This window comes from Rhodospirillaceae bacterium, assembly GCA_018662005.1.
Lineage (GTDB): Bacteria > Pseudomonadota > Alphaproteobacteria > Rhodospirillales > JABHCV01 > JACNJU01.
The window spans coordinates 36,320-56,974 of sequence record JABJHA010000015.1 but is presented as its reverse complement, the minus strand read 5'-3'; the positions used below and the strand labels follow the sequence as shown (position 1 = coordinate 56,974).

Annotated in this window: 17 protein-coding genes and 1 pseudogene; 7 read left to right on the top strand and 11 right to left on the bottom strand. The window is 54.3% G+C overall.

What is annotated here, in order from left to right; genetic code table 11:
- Positions 1 to 2 precede the first annotated feature (2 nt).
- The 5 genes from pdxH (at position 3) to HOL66_07890 (ending at position 4,341) form a co-directional block, all read left to right on the top strand.
- The gene (pdxH, locus tag HOL66_07910) at positions 3 to 593 is read left to right on the top strand and encodes a pyridoxamine 5'-phosphate oxidase (protein ID MBT5244155.1); all 591 of its coding nucleotides are present in this window, start codon (positions 3 to 5) and stop codon (positions 591 to 593) included.
- A 9-nt stretch (positions 594 to 602) separates the two neighbouring features.
- On the top strand, positions 603 to 1,520 hold the full coding sequence (locus HOL66_07905; GenBank protein MBT5244154.1) for a cation diffusion facilitator family transporter: 918 nt from the start codon (positions 603 to 605) through the stop codon (positions 1,518 to 1,520).
- A 71-nt stretch (positions 1,521 to 1,591) separates the two neighbouring features.
- Positions 1,592 to 1,801, top strand: coding sequence for a dodecin domain-containing protein (locus tag HOL66_07900; GenBank protein MBT5244153.1), 210 nt, complete (start codon positions 1,592 to 1,594; stop codon positions 1,799 to 1,801).
- 67 nt (positions 1,802 to 1,868) lie between these two features.
- On the top strand, positions 1,869 to 3,416 hold the full coding sequence (locus HOL66_07895; protein MBT5244152.1) for an AAA family ATPase: 1,548 nt from the start codon (positions 1,869 to 1,871) through the stop codon (positions 3,414 to 3,416).
- A 61-nt stretch (positions 3,417 to 3,477) separates the two neighbouring features.
- Positions 3,478 to 4,341: a universal stress protein gene (locus HOL66_07890; GenBank protein ID MBT5244151.1), complete on the top strand. Its 864-nt coding sequence runs from the start codon at positions 3,478 to 3,480 to the stop codon at positions 4,339 to 4,341.
- A 305-nt stretch (positions 4,342 to 4,646) separates the two neighbouring features.
- Here the strand turns inward: HOL66_07890 and HOL66_07885 are convergent, their stop codons facing one another.
- Positions 4,647 to 5,240: an SOS response-associated peptidase gene (locus tag HOL66_07885; GenBank protein ID MBT5244150.1), complete on the bottom strand. Its 594-nt coding sequence runs from the start codon at positions 5,238 to 5,240 to the stop codon at positions 4,647 to 4,649.
- Between the two features lie 59 nt (positions 5,241 to 5,299).
- Between HOL66_07885 and HOL66_07880 the strand changes: the two genes are divergently transcribed.
- Both HOL66_07880 and HOL66_07875 read left to right on the top strand, forming a co-directional pair.
- A complete protein-coding gene (locus HOL66_07880) occupies positions 5,300 to 6,052 on the top strand; it encodes an SDR family oxidoreductase (GenBank protein MBT5244149.1) in 753 nt (250 codons plus the stop codon).
- Positions 6,053 to 6,161: 109 nt separating this feature from the next.
- Complete coding sequence (locus tag HOL66_07875) at positions 6,162 to 10,526, top strand: hypothetical protein (protein MBT5244148.1); 4,365 nt, start codon at positions 6,162 to 6,164, stop codon at positions 10,524 to 10,526.
- On the opposite strand, the gene HOL66_07870 is transcribed toward HOL66_07875, so the two are convergent.
- The 10 genes and pseudogenes from HOL66_07870 to HOL66_07825 form a co-directional block, all read right to left on the bottom strand.
- Positions 10,527 to 11,234, bottom strand: a complete 708-nt coding sequence (locus HOL66_07870) for a response regulator transcription factor (protein MBT5244147.1) — start codon at positions 11,232 to 11,234, stop codon at positions 10,527 to 10,529.
- A 155-nt stretch (positions 11,235 to 11,389) separates the two neighbouring features.
- Positions 11,390 to 12,163 (bottom strand): hypothetical protein, encoded by a 774-nt coding sequence (locus HOL66_07865; GenBank protein ID MBT5244146.1) that lies wholly within the window; start codon positions 12,161 to 12,163, stop codon positions 11,390 to 11,392.
- Complete coding sequence (gene cobA, locus HOL66_07860; protein ID MBT5244145.1) at positions 12,144 to 12,923, bottom strand: uroporphyrinogen-III C-methyltransferase; 780 nt, start codon at positions 12,921 to 12,923, stop codon at positions 12,144 to 12,146. The genes HOL66_07865 and cobA overlap by 20 nt, the downstream gene beginning before the upstream one ends.
- Positions 12,923 to 14,335, bottom strand: coding sequence for a cobyrinate a,c-diamide synthase (locus HOL66_07855; GenBank protein MBT5244144.1), 1,413 nt, complete (start codon positions 14,333 to 14,335; stop codon positions 12,923 to 12,925). Before HOL66_07855 ends, cobA begins: the two co-directional genes overlap by 1 nt.
- 6 nt (positions 14,336 to 14,341) lie before the next feature.
- Positions 14,342 to 15,340: a glycosyl transferase family protein gene (locus tag HOL66_07850; GenBank protein ID MBT5244143.1), complete on the bottom strand. Its 999-nt coding sequence runs from the start codon at positions 15,338 to 15,340 to the stop codon at positions 14,342 to 14,344.
- 12 nt (positions 15,341 to 15,352) lie between these two features.
- A complete protein-coding gene (locus HOL66_07845) occupies positions 15,353 to 16,144 on the bottom strand; it encodes a class II glutamine amidotransferase (protein ID MBT5244142.1) in 792 nt (263 codons plus the stop codon).
- Positions 16,145 to 16,196: 52 nt separating this feature from the next.
- On the bottom strand, positions 16,197 to 17,468 hold the full coding sequence (gene nrfD / locus HOL66_07840; GenBank protein MBT5244141.1) for a polysulfide reductase NrfD: 1,272 nt from the start codon (positions 17,466 to 17,468) through the stop codon (positions 16,197 to 16,199).
- 15 nt (positions 17,469 to 17,483) lie between these two features.
- The gene (locus HOL66_07835; GenBank protein MBT5244140.1) at positions 17,484 to 18,230 is read right to left on the bottom strand and encodes a 4Fe-4S dicluster domain-containing protein; all 747 of its coding nucleotides are present in this window, start codon (positions 18,228 to 18,230) and stop codon (positions 17,484 to 17,486) included.
- A 74-nt stretch (positions 18,231 to 18,304) separates the two neighbouring features.
- Positions 18,305 to 18,685, bottom strand: a pseudogene (locus HOL66_07830) (hypothetical protein).
- 25 nt (positions 18,686 to 18,710) lie between these two features.
- Positions 18,711 to 20,654 (bottom strand): NAD(P)-binding protein, encoded by a 1,944-nt coding sequence (locus tag HOL66_07825; GenBank protein MBT5244139.1) that lies wholly within the window; start codon positions 20,652 to 20,654, stop codon positions 18,711 to 18,713.
- Position 20,655: the final 1 nt, after the last annotated feature.

Genomic DNA, 20,655 nt, shown 5'->3' with positions numbered 1-20,655 from the left:
CCATGACTGTCACCAAGCAGCCGGACCCGATTGAACTATTCCAGCAATGGATGGCTGAGGCCGAAAAAACCGAACCCAATGACGCCAATGCCATGAGCCTGGCGACAGCCGACGCTGCTGGCGTGCCGTCGTCGCGTATGGTGCTGCTCAAAGACGCAGGCGCGGATGGTTTTACCTTTTATACCAACCTGGGCAGTCGCAAGGCCTTGCAACTTCAGGATAACCCCAATGCGGCCCTTTGTTTCCATTGGAAATCGCTGAAACGTCAGGTTCGTATCGAGGGGGCGGTTCAGTTGGTTGATGATGAGGAGGCCGATGCCTATTTCGCGTCCCGTCCAAGGGCCAGCCGTATTGGCGCCTGGGCATCCAAACAATCACAAGCCTTGCCCGGGCGCTTCGAGCTTGAAAAACGGGTCGCCGAATATACTGCCAGATTCCATATTGGTGATGTGCCACGGCCGGAATTCTGGTCTGGATACCGGGTTGTTCCCAGGCGCATTGAATTCTGGACCGACAAACCGTTCCGGCTCCATGAACGGATACTCTATATTCGTGACGAGGATGGCTGGACGACTGAAACTTTGTTCCCTTAAAGCAAGCCTATGACGACTGAAACATCCACTATTGAACCCGGCGTGGCGCGGCTCATGAAAATTGCCACATACGCTGCCGTCTCGGTGGCGATGTTTCTGGTTGTTTTCAAATTCGGCGCCTGGATCGCAACCGAATCACTTTCCTTGTTGTCGACCCTGATTGATTCGCTTCTCGATGTTGGCGCCTCGTTGATTAACCTGTACGCCGTCCATCACGCTTTGCAACCGGCTGACGAGGAACATCGCTTTGGCCATGGCAAGGCCGAACCACTGGCCGGGTTGGCGCAGGCGGCATTTATCAGCGGGTCTGCGTTATTTATCCTGTTCGAGGCCGGTGATCGACTTTTACACCCGCGTGAAATCGTTCAGACAGACATAGGCCTGATGGTGATGGTGCTATCGATCGCGCTGACCGTAACTCTGGTTGGTTTCCAACGTTATGTGGTCAAAAAAACCGGATCGGTGGCGATCCAGGCCGATTCGATGCATTACAAGATGGACGTGCTGGTCAATTTTGGTGTTATCGGATCGTTATTATTGGTCTCACAATTCGGCTGGTTGATCGCCGACCCGCTGATCGCCGTGGCCATTGCGTTGTATATTTTTCATGGCGCTTGGGACGTCGGTTCACAATCTCTGAAATTGTTGATGGACACCGAATTACCCGACGAAGACCGTGAGCACATCGTCGAGATCGCCCTTGGCCAGCCCGGTGTCCTGGGGTTGCATGATTTACGGACACGCTCGTCGGGTATGGATTTGTTTATCCAGTTTCACCTCGACATGGATGGTGACATCACCTTGAGCGAGGCTCACAGTATTTCTGAGGCGGTAATGTACAGGGTCGAAAATGCCTTTCCCAATGCCGACGTCCTGATTCATGAAGACCCGCTTGGCGTCGAGGAAAGGCGCCTGGATCTGGATTGATGAGCCGGAAAGGCTCCCCATATAAAAGTATCGGGACATGTAAAAACGAAAACAGACAGTGAGGAAAAACCATGACGGATCATGTTTATAAAAAGATCGAACTTGTCGGCAGTTCAAAAACCAGCATTGAAGAAGCCATCAACAACGCCATCAACACGGCGTCAGAAAGCCTGCATAATCTGGATTGGTTCGAAGTTGTCGAAACCCGTGGAAACATCAGCGACGGCAAGGCTGAATATTATCAGGTGACACTCAAAGTCGGCTTCCGGCTGGGCGCTTAATGAACAGAAGACTTTCTTGACTTGGCACATGGTTGGAATTGAAAAAACACAGTAATATGATTGTGTTATGAAGACTTACGACCAGCTGCAGGTTATCGAATTTCTTAGCCGGGCGGACAGTTACGGCGCCGGGGTTGATGATGTTAAAAAAATCGAGACCCATATTTCCGTGGTTTTTCTGGCCGGTACGCAAGCTTATAAACTGAAGCGTGCGATTAAATATCCTTATCTTGATTTTTCAACTTTGGAGCTGCGCCACAGCACCTGCATGGCTGAAGTTTCCGTCAACCAACGCACCGCCCCGGGGCTCTATAAGGGGGTTGTCGCGATCACGCTGGATGAAAGCGGTGCCTTAAGTATCGGTGGCGAGGGGGATATTGTCGAGTGGCTGGTCGAAATGGCCCGCTTCAATGAAGACACCCTGTTTGATCGTATGGAACTAAACGCCGAGCTGATGGGTACGCTGGCCGAAACCATTGCTCATTTTCACGCAGCAGCCGATCCGCATCCGGAAATTGACAGCTTTGAGGGTTTGCAGGAAACCATCACCGGAAATGCCGCCAGTTTGTCGCTGATCGGGACCGGTATTTTCGATGCCGCCGCTTTTGAAGCCGTTTGTGAAATGCAACGGAGGGCCTTGCAGGGAGCTTTCGGGGAAAAGTTGAAAACGCGCGGCAAAGAGGGATTTGTGCGACATTGTCACGGCGATCTTCACTTACGAAACATTTGCCTGATCGACGATCAACCGACCCTTTTTGACGCCATCGAATTTAACGATACCTTCGCCTATATTGATGTTTTCTACGATCTGGCCTTCCTGTTGATGGATCTCGACCACAGGGGGCAGCGCCCACTCGCCAATATCGTCCTGAACCGCTATCTGGACATCACCGGCGATACGGATGGCCTGCAATGCCTGCCTTTATTGCTGTCATTGCGAGCCTCCATTCGGTCTCACGTCAGTGCGACGGCAGCGGGAACACAATCAAGTTCCGTTGAAGCTATGCACTTGGCCGGGGAAGCCCGCCAGTATCTTGAAATGGCGCAGCACTATCTGCAACCCGGCAAACCCATGTTGATTGCGGTTGGCGGACTGTCGGGCAGTGGCAAGTCACGGCTTGCACGCGTATTAGCCGGATTTGTCGGTGCCGCGCCCGGTGCGCGGATTATCCGCAGCGACGTTGTTCGTAAAACCCTTGCCGGGGTCGATCCCTTATCCCGATTGGATGCGCAGGGTTACTCACCACAAATGAGCCATCGCACCTATCAAGCAGTCTTTGAGCAATCGCGTAGCACCTTGAAAGGTGGTCATTCGGTCATTGCCGACGCGGTGTTCGCCAATCCTGAAGAACGAAAAACCATAGCCGCAATTGCCGACGATCTGGGTTTGGCATTCCATGGCCTGTGGTTGGAAGCCCCTGCCGAGGTGATGGAAGAGCGAGTCACACAGCGTACATTTAATGCATCGGACGCCGATGCCGCGGTCGTATGCCAACAACTGTCATATGATCTTGGCGTCATGGAATGGGATCGCATCGATAGTGCGGGTGCAAAATCTGCGACCCTTGATAAAGCCTTGAAAGCGCTTGGGCTTTACACTGTATCGAAAGGCTAAAAAGGCGCATACTGTATATGGGATTTGACGATCTCACTGACCAGAAAAAAGGGAGATAACCATGTCTATCAAGACTATTCTGGTTCCCATTGACGGAACGGAAGTATCGCGCACGGCACTCGACGCCGCTTTGTTGCTGGGGCGAGATTTGGCCGCTCATGTCGATGTTTTGCATGTTGCCACTGATCCCAAGGATGCGGTGCCCCTTCTGGGCGAGGGAATGTCGGCGGCGATCATTGAAGAAATGATACAGTTGGCCGAACGCGAGGCCACCGAACGTACGGCCCGCGCCGAGGCCATGTTCGAAGACGCCCGCGCCCGCTTCGAACTTGCCACCCAGGCAAGCCCGCCTGCGGGCGAGAACGGCTCAGCGTTACTGGTTAAAACGACGGGGCGCGAGGATGTGTTGTGCGCCGAAAAAGGGCGACTTGTCGATATGGTCGTCACCGCACGACCAACCGAGCAGTCCGATGCGTCGTTGGCTATGACCATCAATGCGGCAATATTTGAAACAGGACGTCCCGTCCTGATCGCACCGCCGCATTTACCTGAAACGATCGGCAAGAAAATCGCCATTTCATGGAATGGCAGCGCCGAAGCCTCGTGCGCCGTTGCTGCCGCCATACCGCTTATTACCCGCGCCGAAAGTGTCACCGTCCTGACCGCGGAAAATGACAAGACATCCTCGGCAGTGGCGGCGGAACTGGTGGCTTATCTGGCATGGCACGGGGTTAGCGCAGATTCCCGCAATCTTCCTGGCGGCTCGCAGGTTGGCGAAGTGTTGTTGGAAGACTGTAAATCCATCGGGGCGGATCTGCTGGTGATGGGTGCTTACACCCACTCCAGAATGCGTCAGTTGATCCTTGGCGGTGTCACCAAACACGTTCTGGCCAATGCCGGTCTTCCGGTACTGATGGCGCATTAGATCAGTTGACGTTTAGTTTGAACACGTTGTGCTCGAACGAAACGTCAAAAACTGATCGATTCTTTAAGAAGCGAGCCGATTCACACGCTTAAACGGAATCAAGTAATGATTCTGTTTAAGCGTGATCGGCTCTAGGGGGAGATAATAGGACCAGGAACCTTTGGGGGGATGGGTGAGGGGGCTTGTAAAGGCTCCTGGTCCGTGTCCTTATCAAGCGGGACTTGATTAAGCTATCCCACGCGCATTGCGATCATATTGCGGGGATGTGACTAAAATATTGCTACTGCACGCGACGGTAGAAAGCCCTAATCGAACAAGTCCGGCTGCGAGGTTACTGGCTCAGGGACTTCAATCGCAATCAGGGCATTGCTTTCATCGGGTTTCAACAAGTGTCTGACGTCGTCAAATGGGCGCATATTATCGCACCACTGGCTTTCCGCTATTTCAGGTAAGATCACCGGCATACGGTTGTGAATGTGGGCGACCGACGGGGTTGGTTGGCAGGTGATGATGGTGAAGTGTTCGTCTGTACGCAACCCGGCGAAGGCCATCAAAACTTTATCACCAAGGCTAATTGTATTCTTGTGACGTTTCTTGCCGTCCCGGCGCCATTCAAAATAGGCGCTGGCCGGAACCAGACAGCGGTTTGTTAACAAGGGGTGGAAACTTTGCTTTTGCTCCAGGGTTTCGCATCGGGCGTTTATCAAGGGTTTGCCATCCCAGGAAGCCGGTATGCCCCAGCTCATGGCACGCGCTGAACCGCCCGACGTGATAATCAGGGCCATATCGGTTGGTCGAATTTCACCATTGGTGAATCCGTCAGGGGCATCATCAAGGCCGAAACGCTGGGACAGGTCTGACCAAGGGGCATCCATTTCAAAGCGTGAACACATGATCACGAGTATGTCCCATATTGCAACGGGTTCCAATCGGCCTGAACATGCTCTAACTTTGGCTCATGAGTGATATTGCTTCAGAAGATCGAAAGACTGTGGTTATTACCGGGGCCAGCCGTGGCATCGGACATGCGACAGCGACCCTGTTTTTAGAGCGCGGATGGAACATCATTACCTGTTCGCGCGGAGACAGCCCGCCTGAATGCCAGCGTGACCCCAACTGGACCAAGCATATTCCGACCGATCTTGGTGATTCTGACAGTCTCGCTGATTTTATCGTTCAGGCTAATGAGGCCCTGGGCGGCAAGCCCCTGCACGCCCTCGTCAATAACGCCGGTGTGTCGCCAAAAGCGCCTTTCAAGGAGCGCCTGGGGTGTTTGAACGGGGATATTGATGCCTGGCGCGAGGTTTTCGAGTTGAATTTCTTCGCCGGACTAAAACTGGCCCGCGGTTTTGCCTCGCCCTTACACAAGGGAAAGGGGTCGATCGTCAATATTACCTCCATCGCCGGCCATAAAATCCATCCCTTCGCCGGTTCCGCCTATTCGATTTCAAAGGCCGCGTTGTCGGCCCTGACGCGCGAGTTGTCCAATGAATTCGCCGCCCTTGATGTTCGTGTAAACGCTGTTGCCCCGGGGGAAATCGAGACCGAGATGATTCAACCCGAATACGAAGCCCTGATCCCGCGCATTCCGCTTGATCGCATGGGTACGACTCGCGATGTCGCGACGACCATTTATTACCTGTGTTCGGATGATTCCAACTACGTCACCGGCAGTGAAATCTGGGTCACTGGTGGTCAACACCTGTTTTAGCTACGAAACGACACTTATCCCCATATTTTGTGGTCTTCATTCGTTTACCGGCTATATCTGGTTAGTGTATGATGTCCCTTGCTAGGTTTTAAGAGGCAGGGGACTTGTTATGGTCAAAAAGGTCACAAAGCGGGGGAGCGCCGCTACGAAAGAGCAGAGCGCCCAGGCAACGAACCCTGATGACGATCTTGAAAAGGGGTTAGCGGCGACGCGTGGGCAAAAAAAGGTCTCCGACAGCAGCAATGCCAATGAGCCGGAAGTCCTTGGTGACGCCTTAACGACGCCGTTTTATATCCGTTTCCGTCTCGCCAGTGCTGCCGGTGTAGCGCTGAGTGCCGCCTGGTTGTGGTTCAGCCTGAATTTCATCAATGATCAGATACCGCTTAGCGATCTTGGTGCCTTGTTACCCCATGAAGTCGGCGGCATGGCAGCTGGTACGTTGACCCCCCTTGCGCTGCTGTGGATGGTCATCGCCTTTTATGAAAAAAATCGCCAGTTTGGTTATCAGGCGAAACATTTAAGCAGGCAAATGCATCAACTTGCCTATCCGTCGGACGGGTCGCAAAAACGGATGCATGAAATCACGGATTCCCTGCGCCGTCAGGCTCGTGAATTGAGCAAGGCATCAGACGAGGCGGCGACTCGAGCCGATAAGGCAAGCAAGACCATCCATCGTCGCACCCTTGAGCTTTCAAAAGTTTCCGAAGATGCCGACCTGCGCGCCCAGGCCATTGCCGATTCCTTACGTCGCCAATCCGAAGATTTGCGAACGGTAACCTCAAAAGCGGCGCTTCGAGCGGAAAAGGCAGGGGAAACACTTTATAAAAATTCCCACGACATGGTGGCGACGTCAGAGCGGGCATCGACACGGGCCGAAGACACCAGCGAGTTACTGCGTCGACGCAACGAGGAATTGATGCAGACTTCCATCGAGGTCGCCGACATGGCCAGTGCTGCGGCAAATACTTTCCAGGAACGGGTTGAAGATTTGCGCAATATCTCTGAAAACACAGTCAGCATGGCTGGTGATGTCGGGGAAAGCCTTGAACATCATTTAAGTGAACTGTTGCACACCTCAAGTGAAACCGCGAGCAAGGTGCAGAACAGTGCCGATGCCCTGCACAGCCATGCCCAGGATTTAAGTCAGCGATCCGACCGAATCGCTGCGCAAACAAACCTTATCGGTGATCAATTAAAACACCAGACAGATGACCTTGCCGATACCGGGCGATTGGTCGCCGCACAATCGTCTGATATCGAAGCAAAAATCAACCAACAAACCCGACTACTCAACGAAACCTCGGACAAGGTCTCCGTTGAAGTGCGAACCATTAGCGAAGCCTTGGCCGATCAAGCCCGTGAACTGGTCAATACATCGGAACTTGTCGCTGTTAACGTCAAGAGCAGCGGGGAGAGTTTTCGCAAGCAGGCTGGCGAAATGACTGACATTGCCGATCGCACAACGACCAAAACTTCGACCATTGGTGAAATTCTGCGCCAGACATCACATGATCTCTCCAAGGTCTCTGACAAGGTTCTGGAACAGGTTGAACGGGTTGGTGACGGGTTGCGCATCAGGTCTCTTGAACTGTCCGATGCCTCAGAGGATGCAGTCACCCATGTGAACGAAGTAGGCGAGGCCATTCACGAAAGGGTTAATGACTTATCGAAGATGTCAAACCACACCGTCTTACGCATCAACAACGCAGGGGAAAGCGTTCGCCAGAATACGGTTTCTTTGGCAGCGGCATCGGAAAAATCAAGCGAACAACTGGGCGGGCTCAACCAGATATTGAAGCAGAGTGCCAACAATGTGGAGACGGCCACCGAAAACGGAACCGCCGCTATCGCCACATCCACCCGGGCCCTGCTGGATGGTTTGGGCGAAGTCAATTCAGTGACCGAAAAAACCGGACAGGTTGCAGCGTCGCTTACCCGCCGGGTTGAGGAGATCAAGGGATCATCAGAAGACGCCAGCAAGCGATTAAGCGAGCTTGGAAATATTGTCGCTGATCAGACCCGTAAAATTCTTGAGCAATCATCCGGCGCAACCAAGTCAATGACTGAAACTGCCGTGGCGGTTAAAGGTGGAATCGAGGAAGCATCCGGCGTCGCAGCCATCCATCTTACGGAAACATCGGATTTGGCTAAATTCCGGATGTCCGAAACGGCTGATATGGCTCATCACCATATGACCGAGACATCGACAATAGCGACAGATAAAATCACCACCGTTTCTGACACGGCAGAGCAACGGATCGATGTGGCGTCAAACCGGCTCAACTTAGAGAGCGAAAAATTGAATCAGGTTTCCGGCCGGGTGACCAGTCATATTGATCAGGTTGCGACAACCATGCTTGAACGTTCCGAAGACTTGGACAAACAGTCAGACCGGACGACGGTTAAACTCAGGGGTGTTGGCGAAGAAATTCGTCGTGGGTTGCTGAACATGACTGTCGCTTCGGATCAGGCTGCGACACGTATGCTGGCTGCCGGGGAGTCCTTGCAAAAGCAATCTGACGGGTTGGATAGTGTATCGGGTGCGGCGGTCGAGGATATCGTTCATGTCGGCTCGGCATTGCAAGATCGATCCCGCGAGATCGCCCTGGCGTCTGAGAAAGCTGCCAAGTTGATCACTCTGGTTTCCGGGGCCATGAACAGGCAGGTTGATGATCTGACAAAAGCCAGTGATCAGGCATCTGAGCGTATTCGTATATCCGGTGGTGAATTTGCCGAACGGACTGAGGAATTGGGCAATATAGGTGAGCAAACTGCCCAACGCCTGGCCGATGCTGGTGCTTCTTTGGGGCATCAAATCGGTGAACTTGATGGCACCAAGGCAAAAGCCATTGAGATGCTGGAGCAGGTCAGTAAAACCTTAAAGTCAAGCGAAGCCGAAGTCGGGATGGCGTCAGAGGACGCATCCGAAAATCTTAAAAAAGCAGGGGAAATTTTGCGTGAACAGGTGATGGGCGCCACCGAAGCGACGGAACGCGCATCGAGCAGGCTTGAGGGTGTTGCCCAATCCTTGAGGCTACATGGCGGCGATCTCGATACATCCCTGACCAATGCCGGAGAACGCCTGGGCGAAGTTGGCCAGTTGTTGCAGACACGTCGTCAGGATTTGAACAAGGCTTATGACGAAGCCAGTGGACATCTTAAATCCTTTGGCGATCAACTCCATCAGCAGGCTTCAGGCCTGTCGGGTGCCTCGGGCAATGCGCTTGCTAACATGAGCAAGGTCGGCGATGTTTTGCACGAACGCTCACACGAGGTGACGATCAGTGTTGATCGCGCTGCGACGCTCATGAATTTGGTGACAAATGCCTTAAACCGTCATTCCGACAATCTGGCCGCAAGCTCCGAAAAAGTGAAAACCGATTTTGACAGTGTTGGTGAAATTTTTGACGAAAAAGTCAGCAAGCTGGATGAAACCGGCATAAGGGTTAACGATCAAATTCAGGGAGTTGGAGAAACCCTTGAGCAAACCACACAGAATATGACGGACAACGCCAGGCGCGCTGTCGAGACTATTGACGCCGCAGTGAAAACTTTTGGCGAGCATTCGGGTGAACTGGCGACGACATCTGATGATGTCACCACAAGGTTGGCGCGTATTGGTATGTCCATGGCCCAGCGCACTGATGAAATGACCCGTGCCACCAATGCCGGTACCGCCAAGCTTGAGAAGATTGGCGAATTGATGCGCCGTCATTCCAAGGAAGCCTCAATCCGTACAAAGCAAATGTCTTCGACAATGGACGGTGCCTATGATTCTTTGCGCAACCAGCTGCAAAATCTTTCCGGTGCCTATGAAAAGGCTGAAACGGGAATGTCGTCGCTGGCCGGTTCCATGGGCTCCCGGGCGAAAGAAATAGACAAGGTTACCGCCAAGGCGCTGGGGCAAATCAATCACTGGGATAAGCTGGTTCGCGAAAGCGCGGGCATTCTTGGCCAGACCGCAGGACAGGTGAGCAAGCAGGCAGAGACCGTTACGGCGGCCCTTAAGGAACAAACCGAAGAGATGAAACTGACTGTTGGGGACGCTTCTGAACTTGTGGTTGCCTTGAAGGCTCACGCCAAGGAAGCCGGGCTTGATGACTTCCTGCGTCGCGCAACATTTATCTCTGAACGTCTGCAATCTCTTGCCGTTGATATGAGCCGTCTTATGGAAACATCGATTAGTGAGGATGACTGGAAACGCTTTAATAAGGGCGAGAAGGGCCTGTTCGTTCGCAAGATGCTGGGCTTCCGCGAGAAAGCCCGTCTGGCCTCAATCAAGCAACGCTACCAGAGCGATCAGGAATTCCGCAATTATGTTTCACGTTATCTGGATGAATTCAAAAACTTCCTTGCTGAGGCACGTAAACGCGACCAGCAGGGCGTCCTTTCGACAATCTTCCTGTCCTCGGACATGGGCAAGCTCTACATGGTGCTGACCCAGGCACTGGGCCGGGAAATTCTGGCTGATTAATTAATCCAGAGGTCCTGTGAACTTGTAGCCATGCCCTGGCACAGTAACGATGTAGTTTTGCTCACCTGAATTCTTGCCGATTTTTTTGCGCAGACGACTGACGAAAACATCGATCATACGGTCAGATGGCGGCTCGTCATTTCGGGCGATGGCGTCGAGCAAATAGTCGCGCGACTGAACCCGGCCGGGTGACTTGATCAGGGCGGCAAGAAGATTAAATTCACCACTTGTAAGAGGTACGTCGGTTTCGTCAGGCCCGGTCAGGGTGCGCGATGTCATATCCATTTTCCATCCATCGAAACCAACAACCTGATTTTCCTCGCGGGTTGCGTCGCCGGTACGTTTAAGGACATTGCGCACCCTTAAGACCAACTCGCGTGGGTCGAATGGCTTGGTCAGGAAATCATCAGCACCAATATCAAGGCCAGCCAGCCGGTCTTCCATACCTTTGCGGGCGGTCATGATAATGATCGGTACGCTTGAACGGGCGCGGACCTGGCGTGCCAGGGTCAGCCCATCCTCATCGGGCAGGGTGAGGTCGAGCAGAATCAAATCAGCCGAACGTTTGCTTAGAACTGAAAACATGTCCTTGCCGGTCAGGACCGCGGTTATGTCGTAGCCTTCCTGCTCCAGATAGACCGCAAGCAACGACTGCATCATTTCATCGTCTTCAACTATCAGCAGATGCGGCTTTTTATGAATGTTCACCGTTGAAACCAATGCCCCGATCCTCACATGTGTATTGGCATGGCAGATCTGTTTAGCAACATTCTAGCAATATCCCGGCCATATGGACATAACAAGTATGAAAGAATGGGAATAAGTTTGCCATTGGCCAAGGAAAAGGTTCTTTGGCCGGGTTTCTAACCCGCCAGATCAAGAATAATGTCGCCAATCGTCGGTTCAAAACCAAGCGCCCGGCAACACCAGATTGAGCGGTTGTGGGCGCTTAAAGGGCCGATGAAGGGGGTGTTGCGGGAAAGCGCGTCAAAGGCCGGGTCAGTGGCATCGAGACCAAGCATTTCAGGTACATCCTCAGCCCCGTGCAAACCGCCGCCGATCAGATACGGCAGGACAATCAGGTTGTTCGCTGTTGTCATCGTGGGCCAGTTTGAAATAAAGGGTTCTTCCTCGATAAAGACAGCGTCGGTTGGGGCGCCATTTGTCATGGCTTGGATACGCCCGGCCAGGGATCTTGCCTGCACGGCATTTTCGGGATTGCCGGTATTGCCGTGGGCGGCAACAAGAATCGACACGTCAGCAGGATCGAGGCTTTGCGATGTGATAATCGAGTTGGCCCGCTCTGCCATAATATCGGCAATGCCGGAATGACTGCCAAGCGGTTGGCAAAGCCTGACATTGTGGGTGCCTTCAAGCACCGCAAGGGCTTCAGGGATCAGGGTGTCTGTAATGTAACCGTGGCCACTTAACATGGGCACGACGGTGAGCTTGTCGGTGTGAATCTGGTTTAACACATCAGAAAGAAACGGCGCTTGCTTTAAAAAACCGCAACTTACATCACCGAACAACCCTAACGACTTAAGATGCCGGGCCTGCATGGCAACCGGATTATCACCACCGGGTCTTGATGAGCCGTGTGCGACCAGTAGCAGGGTCTCATCCGTGCGCTTCAACATCGCAGTCCATAGCCGGAATATGCCAGCTTAATTCTTCGGCCAGTTGAACGACGCGACCGATAATCAGAAGGCTCGGGGCTTTCAACTCGGCCTTTTCAATGCACGCGGGCAGTTCTTCCAGTGTTGTCAGGATTGTTCTCTGTTCGGCTGTAGTACCCCGCTCGATGGCGCCCGCCGGGGTGTCTGCAGGGAGCCCTGCCTTTATAAGCTCGTCTCTGATTTTGGCGACGTTGATCAACCCCATGTAAATGACCAGTGTGGTTTCCGGGTCGGCGAGACTTTGCCAGTTCAGGTCCAGATGCTTGCCTTCACGACAATGGCCGGTGACGAAACGCACTCCCGTCGCCAGTCCTCGGTGAGTCAGGGGGATACCGGCGTAGGACCCGCATCCGGCAGAGGCTGTGATTCCGGGAACGATTTCAAAGGGTATATTGTTTTTGGCAAGATACAGTGATTCCTCGCTGCCACGACCGAAGATAAACGGATCGCCACCTTTCAGGCGCACAACTTTGCGGCCGCTTTTTGCCAGTGAAACCAGTAACTCGTTGATTTCCTCTTGTGGCATATGGTGGTCACGGGCCGCTTTGCCGGCGAAAATACGGGTTGTGCCCGCTGGCACCAGTTCCAGAATCTCTTCGGACACCAGGCGGTCAAAAACCACGACTTCGGCTTCTTTTAGAAGTCTGGCCGCCTTGATGGTTAACAGGTCGGGATCACCCGGCCCGGCGCCGATGATGTAAACGGATGATGGTGCATTCATTAAGACTGTTCCTGGTTCTTGATGTTTTTGGCCGAAGATTTTTTACATGACCTGACAAAATTGATAAAGCGCGCCGCCCAGCGGTTGGCCCCGACATCGCGAAGGTGGGCGTAACTGGCAAGCAGGTTGCGATAAACCAGACCATCGTGCTTGCCGTCAAAACCATGACCGCGCAGCACTTCGTAAGCGAAGTTGGGGTCGCCTTCAAGGTTTTCAATGGATGAATAGTGAAATTCATGGGCCGGAATTTCGCCCGGCCTGCCGCCAGCATCGACTAATGGCCACGGACCATTCCCTGTTTCGCGTAAACGTACGTACCCACGACCTTGGGCTGTTTTGTGCATGATAACATCACCGGCAATCACCCCTGCCATGGCATGGGTCTCGCCGTTCCATGTTAAAGAGCGCGCCAAATACATCAAACCGCCACATTCTGCGTAGGCCGGAAGGCCGTCATCAATGGCCCGGGCAACGGCGTCACGCATGGCCGTGTTGGCTTCAAGTTCGGCCATGCGGGTTTCAGGAAAACCGCCACCGATGAACAGGCCGTCAATTTCTGGCAACGCCGTATCTTTGGTCATGTCGATGGTGATCAGTTTTGCGCCGGCGTCTTCCAGTGCTTCCAGATCGCCCGGATAGTAAAAACCGAAGGCGGAGTCTTTGGCCACCCCGATGGTGAGATCGGCGTTGCTGGCGCTGGGTCTGGGAAGGGCGGAGGCAGCAAGGTCGATCGCTGTTGCGGCAATGCGTTTGATGGCATCCAGATCAACTTGCGCTGCGATCAGGGACGCAATGGCGGAAATTTTTGCGTCCGCCTCCGGTGCCTCGTTGCTGGGTGTTAATCCAAGATGCCGCTCGGCGATTTCAAGTCGTTCGTCACGGTGGACGGCGCCCAGCACCGGTACGTTTGTGTAGTGTTCGATAATGGCGCGTAGTTTGCGCTCGTGGCGCGGGCCACCGACTTTGTTAAGGATAACACCAGCGATGTTAAGGGCCGGGTCGAAGGCTTGATAACCAAGGATCAGCGGAGCGATGCCGCGGGTCATGCCGCGGGCGTCAATAACCAGGATCACCGGCGCGCCGAGCAAGGTCGCCAGGGCGGCGTTGGAATTGCCACCTTCAAGGTCAAGGCCGTCAAAAAGGCCCTTGTTGCCTTCAATCAATGAAAAATCAGCGCCGTGGGAATGGCCGGAAAATGTCGCAAGAATTTCTTGGGCGCTCATGGTGTAGTAGTCGAGATTACGGCAAGGAGTGGCTGTCGCCCGAGCCAGCCACATGGGGTCGATGTAGTCGGGCCCTTTCTTGAATGTTTGCACATTCAGCCCCTGACCGGTCAACGCCGCAGCCAGACCGATTGAGACCGTGGTCTTGCCCGATGACTTGTGAGCTGCTGAAATCAGAATGTGCGCCATACTTGGTTAATCCCCTAACCGGGATGTGTTGCGCTCGGTCCACATTTTTTCAGCCAAAGTGGTGGCGTCGGCGGGGCTGTCTGCGCGACCCAGTAAACGCAAGACAATGGCCGCCGTTCCGGTAACAGCGGCAGTGGCGTAGGTGTCCTGTTCCTCGCCGCTCCAGATGGTTTTCAGGCGTTCAAGATTCATATCCTCGTCAATTTTGATGCTGTCTTCGGGTAGCAGGGCTGGCCATTCTTCTTCACTTAAGACGCCATTATGCAGGCTTTGTACTTCAACCGGTTTTTGCGGTCGCCGTTCGACCTCACCACCTTCACCCTTGAACACAGCCATGTGCTTCTGACCCAAAAGATTGGCGGTGTCGCGGTGTACGTCGCGATAATTGGGGTGGAAGACGGTTTGAATTTCGTGGGCGGCATTGAACGGATTAACCATGCGCCCGAAGGTATTGACCGGCGAGCGCAGACCAAGCACCGGTTTCAGGTCAATAATTTCCTGAAGTTTTGGTGACAATTGGGCCAATGGCAAAAAGCCGAAGTTAGTTTTTCTGATGTGCTCGGCGGCTTCGCTCAGTGAACCGGCAATGGGAATACCAAGGGATTGCAAAGCCTCGCGTGAATATACCCGATCCGGCGTGTGGCCTTCCGTTCCTTGCATGAAAATGCGAACACCGCTCTGCGCCAGTAACTGGGCGGCCAGTAGAAACCAGGGCAACTGGCGTTTCTTGCCGGAATAGGACGACCAGTCCAGATCAACTTCGGGAATGTCTTGCGGAAGCTCCAACGTATCGCGGACGGCGCGCACGAAACCGGCACCTTCCTCGGGCACTTCCGTGCGCATACGCAGGATACACAGAAAAGCGCCAAGCTGAAGCGGTTCAATCTCGCCTCTCATGATCATGGTCGCCGCCTGATACATTTCATCACCGCTCAAAGGACGGGACAGGTTCGGTCCTTTACCAATGATGCGGACGTATTGGGCGAATGGGTGTTCTTCAGTCATAGACAGGTATTCCTAGTTGCCGCTGCGGGGGCGCATGGTCATTTCCTTGATCAGCGGCGCGCCTTCCTTGCCGTTGCCGATGATGGCGTGTCCCTGGGGAACGGCCTGCCAGTCATGTTTGCCTTCATCAAGTGGCTCAGAGACGATCAGCAGACTGTCATCTTCCTTACAGTGATAAAGGGAAGGTGCGAATTCATCGCTGCTGTAGCGAAAGGCGTATATGTCATTACCATCGGCGAAGGCGGCGGTGAAGCGCAGCGGTTCGCTGATTTCCGCCTCCTCCATCAAATCGAGGATATCATCAATGGTCGCACAAACCGCGCCGAAGGGGTCATCATTCAGGCCGCGGCCATAAGCGGCCAGGAACAGGGCCTCGCTATCGGTGGTGCCAATGCGCTGGCTGTAAAGCTCATCAGGAATAAGTCCCTCAAGCTGACGACGCAGGATGGCGTAGGAACCGACCTGTCCGTTATGCATAAACATCCAGCGCCCTTGTACGAAGGGATGGCAGTTGGACCGGTTGGTGGCAGTGCCGGTGGAGGCACGAACATGCGAGAAAAACATCGGTGAGCGAATTTGCCTCGACAGGCTGCGCAGGTTTTCATCATTCCATGCAGGCAGGACTTCCCGGTAATGGCCGGGCTCATCACGGTGCGCATACCAGCCGAAACCAAAGCCGTCGCCATTGGTTTCGACCTTCGCCTCACGGGCGTGCAGGCTTTGGGTCAGCAGCGAGTTTTCCGGTTTGGCTATAAGCTCTTCCAGAAAAATCGGCTCTCCACTATAGGCGATCCATCGGCACATCAGGCGTCTCCGGGGGTGTTATAGCGCAATAAGCGTATAATTGGCAGAGAAGTCAGGCGACTTCACCAGCCTCATCGCCTTCGCTTGCATCTTCTTCGATAACTTCCGGTTCTGGCGGGGCGACATAATGCGGATCCACATCGGCGTCAGCCAAGCTGGCTGGCAGGAAGGGCAGGGCGCGCAAAGCGACAGCGACGATCAGCAAGGTGGTGGCGATGCCGCTCAAGCCCAACACAATTTCAGGCAAGCTGGGACTATATGAAGCAACGACCCCGTCGAAGAAACTGCTGGAAACTTCGTAGCCCGGGAAAATCGACAGCGGAAAGGCTTGTCCACCAATGATAATCACATAAATCTGGGCCAGGCCGCCGACGATGACCATCCCTGCGGCCAACGCGATCATGGAGCGATCCTTGCCGGTGCTGGGGTGGTAAAGCAGGGCAAGCGGGGCCAGTCCGCCAATGGCGATTTGACCGATCCAGAAAACCGCCGTGTAAATGCCGCCATCACGCAGGATGAAGGCCTCAACGGCGTGATGTTCGGCGGCGTACAGGTTGGTCAGGTGCTGCACGGTGACGAAATACAGCACGGCGGCGACAAATACGCCGAGCAGATTTTTCAGTTTGGCAAGGGTCGCATCGCCAAGGGGGCGACTCGTGCCATTGCAACTGACCATCAGGACCAGCAGGAAGAAGGCCAGTCCAAACGAGAACGACATGATGATAAACATCGGCGCCATGATGGCGGCGTCATAAGCCTGACGGGCGACAAGGAAGCCGAAAATAGAACCGGTACCGGTGGTCAGCGCCAACCGCCAGATGAAGGCGGCGATGCCTGCCATTTTGGTATAGCGGTTCATGCGCCGCTCCATCATCATCCACATGTAAATGCCGACGACGACGAAAAAGCCGGTGTAAAGGAAGATGTTCCAGGCGAAAATCGATTTGAAATTGTATTTGGTCATGGCCACGATCAGCCGATCAGGCCGACCCAGATCAAGCAACAACACCATCAGCCCACCAGCTAGCAAAGCCAGGGCCAGCAAGGTCGAAAGTCTGGCCAGCGGTTTGTACATGGTGCGGCCAAAAACCGATGATATGGAGGCCACGTTCAAGGCCCCGGAAGCGGCGACGATCAAGAACACGGCAAACACATGCGGCGTTCCCCAGACAACCTGATTGTTCATACCAGTGACCCAGTGGCCGTTGTGTTCCATGTACCACATGGCGCCAAAACCCGCGGCGGCAAAGGCGGAGAGCCAGCCGAGCAAGCTCCAGTAAGCGCCAGAATTTCCTTCGATTTGGGTAAAGAGGACTGGTTTCATTTTTTTTATCCTCTCCTACAGGCCACGATAATGGACGCCGGGCTCAAGGCCCAGATCGGCGCGCAAACGAGTGGTGGCGCGTTTGCCCAGTTCTTTGGAAATGGCGCTATCCGGATCATTCAGATCGCCAAACATCATTGCTTCCTTGCCTGCCTTTTGGCCGCAAGCCTCAACACAGGCCGGGGTGCCGCCGACATCAATACGGTGGGCGCACAATGTGCATGATTCCACTGTGCCTTTGCCTCTTGGCATGTGGGGTTTTTGACCGCTGGTATCTTCGTGAACAAACGAGCGGGCCTTGTAGGGGCAGGCCATCATGCAGTAGCGGCAGCCAATGCAGGTATGGCGGTCAACCAGAACGATGCCATCGGCGCGGCGCATGGAAGCACCGGTTGGGCAAACATCGACACAAGGCGGGTTTTCACAGTGCTGGCACATGACCGGCAGGGAAAGGGTTGCGCCTGTCTTGTTGTCTTTCAAATTGACCTTGCGGATCCATTGCGGGTCGGTGGTTGGGCGTTCGTGGCCTTGCCAGCCGTTTTCGGTTCTGCAGGCGACGACACAGTCATCACATCCGGCATCACATTTATTGGCGTCAATGAGCAAACCCCAACGGACTTTGTCAGATGCTGCCTCACCAGCCTGGCGGGCATCAGCAGGGGCAATCAGGGTAACGCCCGGCGCGATGGCCATGCCGGCGACGGCAGCAGCGCCACTTAGCAAGCGGCGCCTGGCGACATCAAAGGTTTTCGACGTGCTCATTGGCTGTCCCTCTTCTTGCTGTCCATGTGGGCGGCGATCATTTTGTCGAGAGGGGCATTTCCTGACGTTTGCAGCGGAGTCGTCGGATTGTGACAGGCGAAGCAGTCAATATTGACAGCCGCGTAAGCATGGCATTCGCCGCAGAACGGTTGCAGGGTGCGCACGGAACCGTCCATGATTTTCGGATCGGCGGTGGCGTGGCAGTCAATACATTGTTGCAAACTGTATTTGTTGCCGCGAATACCCTGACGCATGGTTTCGTCACGCTGGTGGTCCAGGAACGTCATGTGCTGGCGGCGCATGACATCGGCAGGCTCGACACATTGCGTGCCCTTGAAAGCCTTTGCCAGGCTTGGCAGGGGAACCGTGCTGTCAGCCATAGCGGCAGGGGCGGCAATGGCCAAAACCAACACAGCGGCAAATAAAACACCCAACAGGCTTTTCACATGGATCATCGCAGCGTGCTCCGTTCCCTAAACCTTATTCCCCTAGGCCCATCTGGATGTAGCCGGTTGGGCAAACGTCCATACAAATGTGGCAGCCAATGCATTTATTGTAATCCGTATCGACGTAGCGACCGATGGCAACCTGATCTTTCTTGACCCGGAAGACGGCGTCCTGTGGGCAATAGATGATACAATTGTCGCACTCGAAACACATGCCGCAGCTCATGCACCGCTGGCCTTCGGCCTGTGCTTGTTCTTCGGTCACGCTATTGAGGCGTTCGTCAAAGTTTCCAAGAACGGCATCGGAGCCGATTTTAATTTCTTCACGGTGGTTGCGTTCTTCATATCCGAAATGACCCAGGAAAAGCTGGTCATGGGGGATGATTTGTTTATCGGCACGGTTTTCATAGTTGTGAACCGCGTAGTCTTCCGTATCGGTGCCGCGCGTCGGTTGATGTGGGAATTCCTTCGGGTCCAGATGACGTTGATGTAATTCCGACAACAGGTTGAAGTGGTGGACGTCAACCTGGGGACGACGTTCGGCCTGTTCTTGACCGATGAGAAATTTATGGATTCCCTCGACGGCGATGGAGGCATGACCGATAGCAGTGGTCAGCAGGTGGGGGCGAATAATATCGCCACCGGCAAAGTGGTTGTCTTTGTCTGTAACCTTGTAGTTTTTGTCGGTGTCGATGAATCCCTTGCCGTTATCCAGCGCGTCCAGGCCTACCATGTTACCGCTTTGGCCGATGGCCGAAACGATCAGGTCGCATTCCAGTTCGAATTCGGTGCCTTCCTGCGGTATCGGGGTCATGCCGTCCATGTCGCATTTGCACATTTTCAAGGCCCGCGCCCGTCCGTTATCGTCAAGCAGAACTTCCAGCGGCATGACACCGTCCTTGATGTCGACACCTTCGGAAACGGCGTCTTCGCGCTCGCGGGCGGAAGCCATCATATCCTCAAACTTGAACAGCGAGGTCAGGGTCACATCGGCGCCTTCACGCACGGCCGTAGTGGCAACATCGTGGGCGGTTTGGCCGATGACGATGGTTTCAGGGCGGTCCTGATCGTGGCTCGTTGAAATGTGACCTAACCTGCGGGCGACGGAGGCAACGTCGATGGATGTATCGCCGCCGCCAATGACGACGACACGACCGGTGACATGCTGCAAACGGCCCTGGTTGAAGGCTTCAAGAAAGGCGACGCCGGTAATGCAGTTACTGGCATCGGCACCGGTAACAGGCAGGGCCCGGCCGGATTGTGCGCCAATGCCCCAGAACACGGCATCAAAGTCGCTATCGACCTGTTCCATGGAAATGTCTTCACCAATACGGGTCGAGGTTTTGACTTCAACGCCCATGTCGATGATGCGGTTGATTTCAGAATCGAGCATGTCGCGTGGTGTCCGGTAGCCCGGAATCCCGTAGCGCATCATGCCGCCAAGTTCTTCGTGTTCGTCAAATAAGGTGACGCCGTGACCCAGCTTGCGCAAATGATAGGCGGCGGAAAGACCAGCCGGGCCACCACCGATGATGGCGACTTTCTTGCCCGTGTCAGATCCAGCGGCAGGGTAGGCAACTTTGTTTTCGATGGCCCAGTCGCCAACGTAATGTTCGACAGCGTTAATGCCGACGAAATCATCGACCTCGTTTCGGTTGCAACCGCTTTCACATGGCGCCGGGCATACGCGTCCCATGACACTGGGGAAGGGGTTGGCTTCGGTCATGCGTTCAAATGCATATTGCTGCCAGGGCGTTTCCTCGTCGGTGGGTTTGTCCTGACCGCGAGCAATAGCCAACCAGCCGCGAATGTCATGGCCGGACGGGCACGATCCCTGGCACGGGGGGCTGCGGTGAACATAGGTCGGGCATTTGTGGCTATGACCAGCCATAAAAATCTTATCGGTAAAATCGTCATAGGCCGTATCGCCTTCTTCGTAGCGGCGATAAGTCAGTTTTTTCTCGGGCGTCGCGGTCATA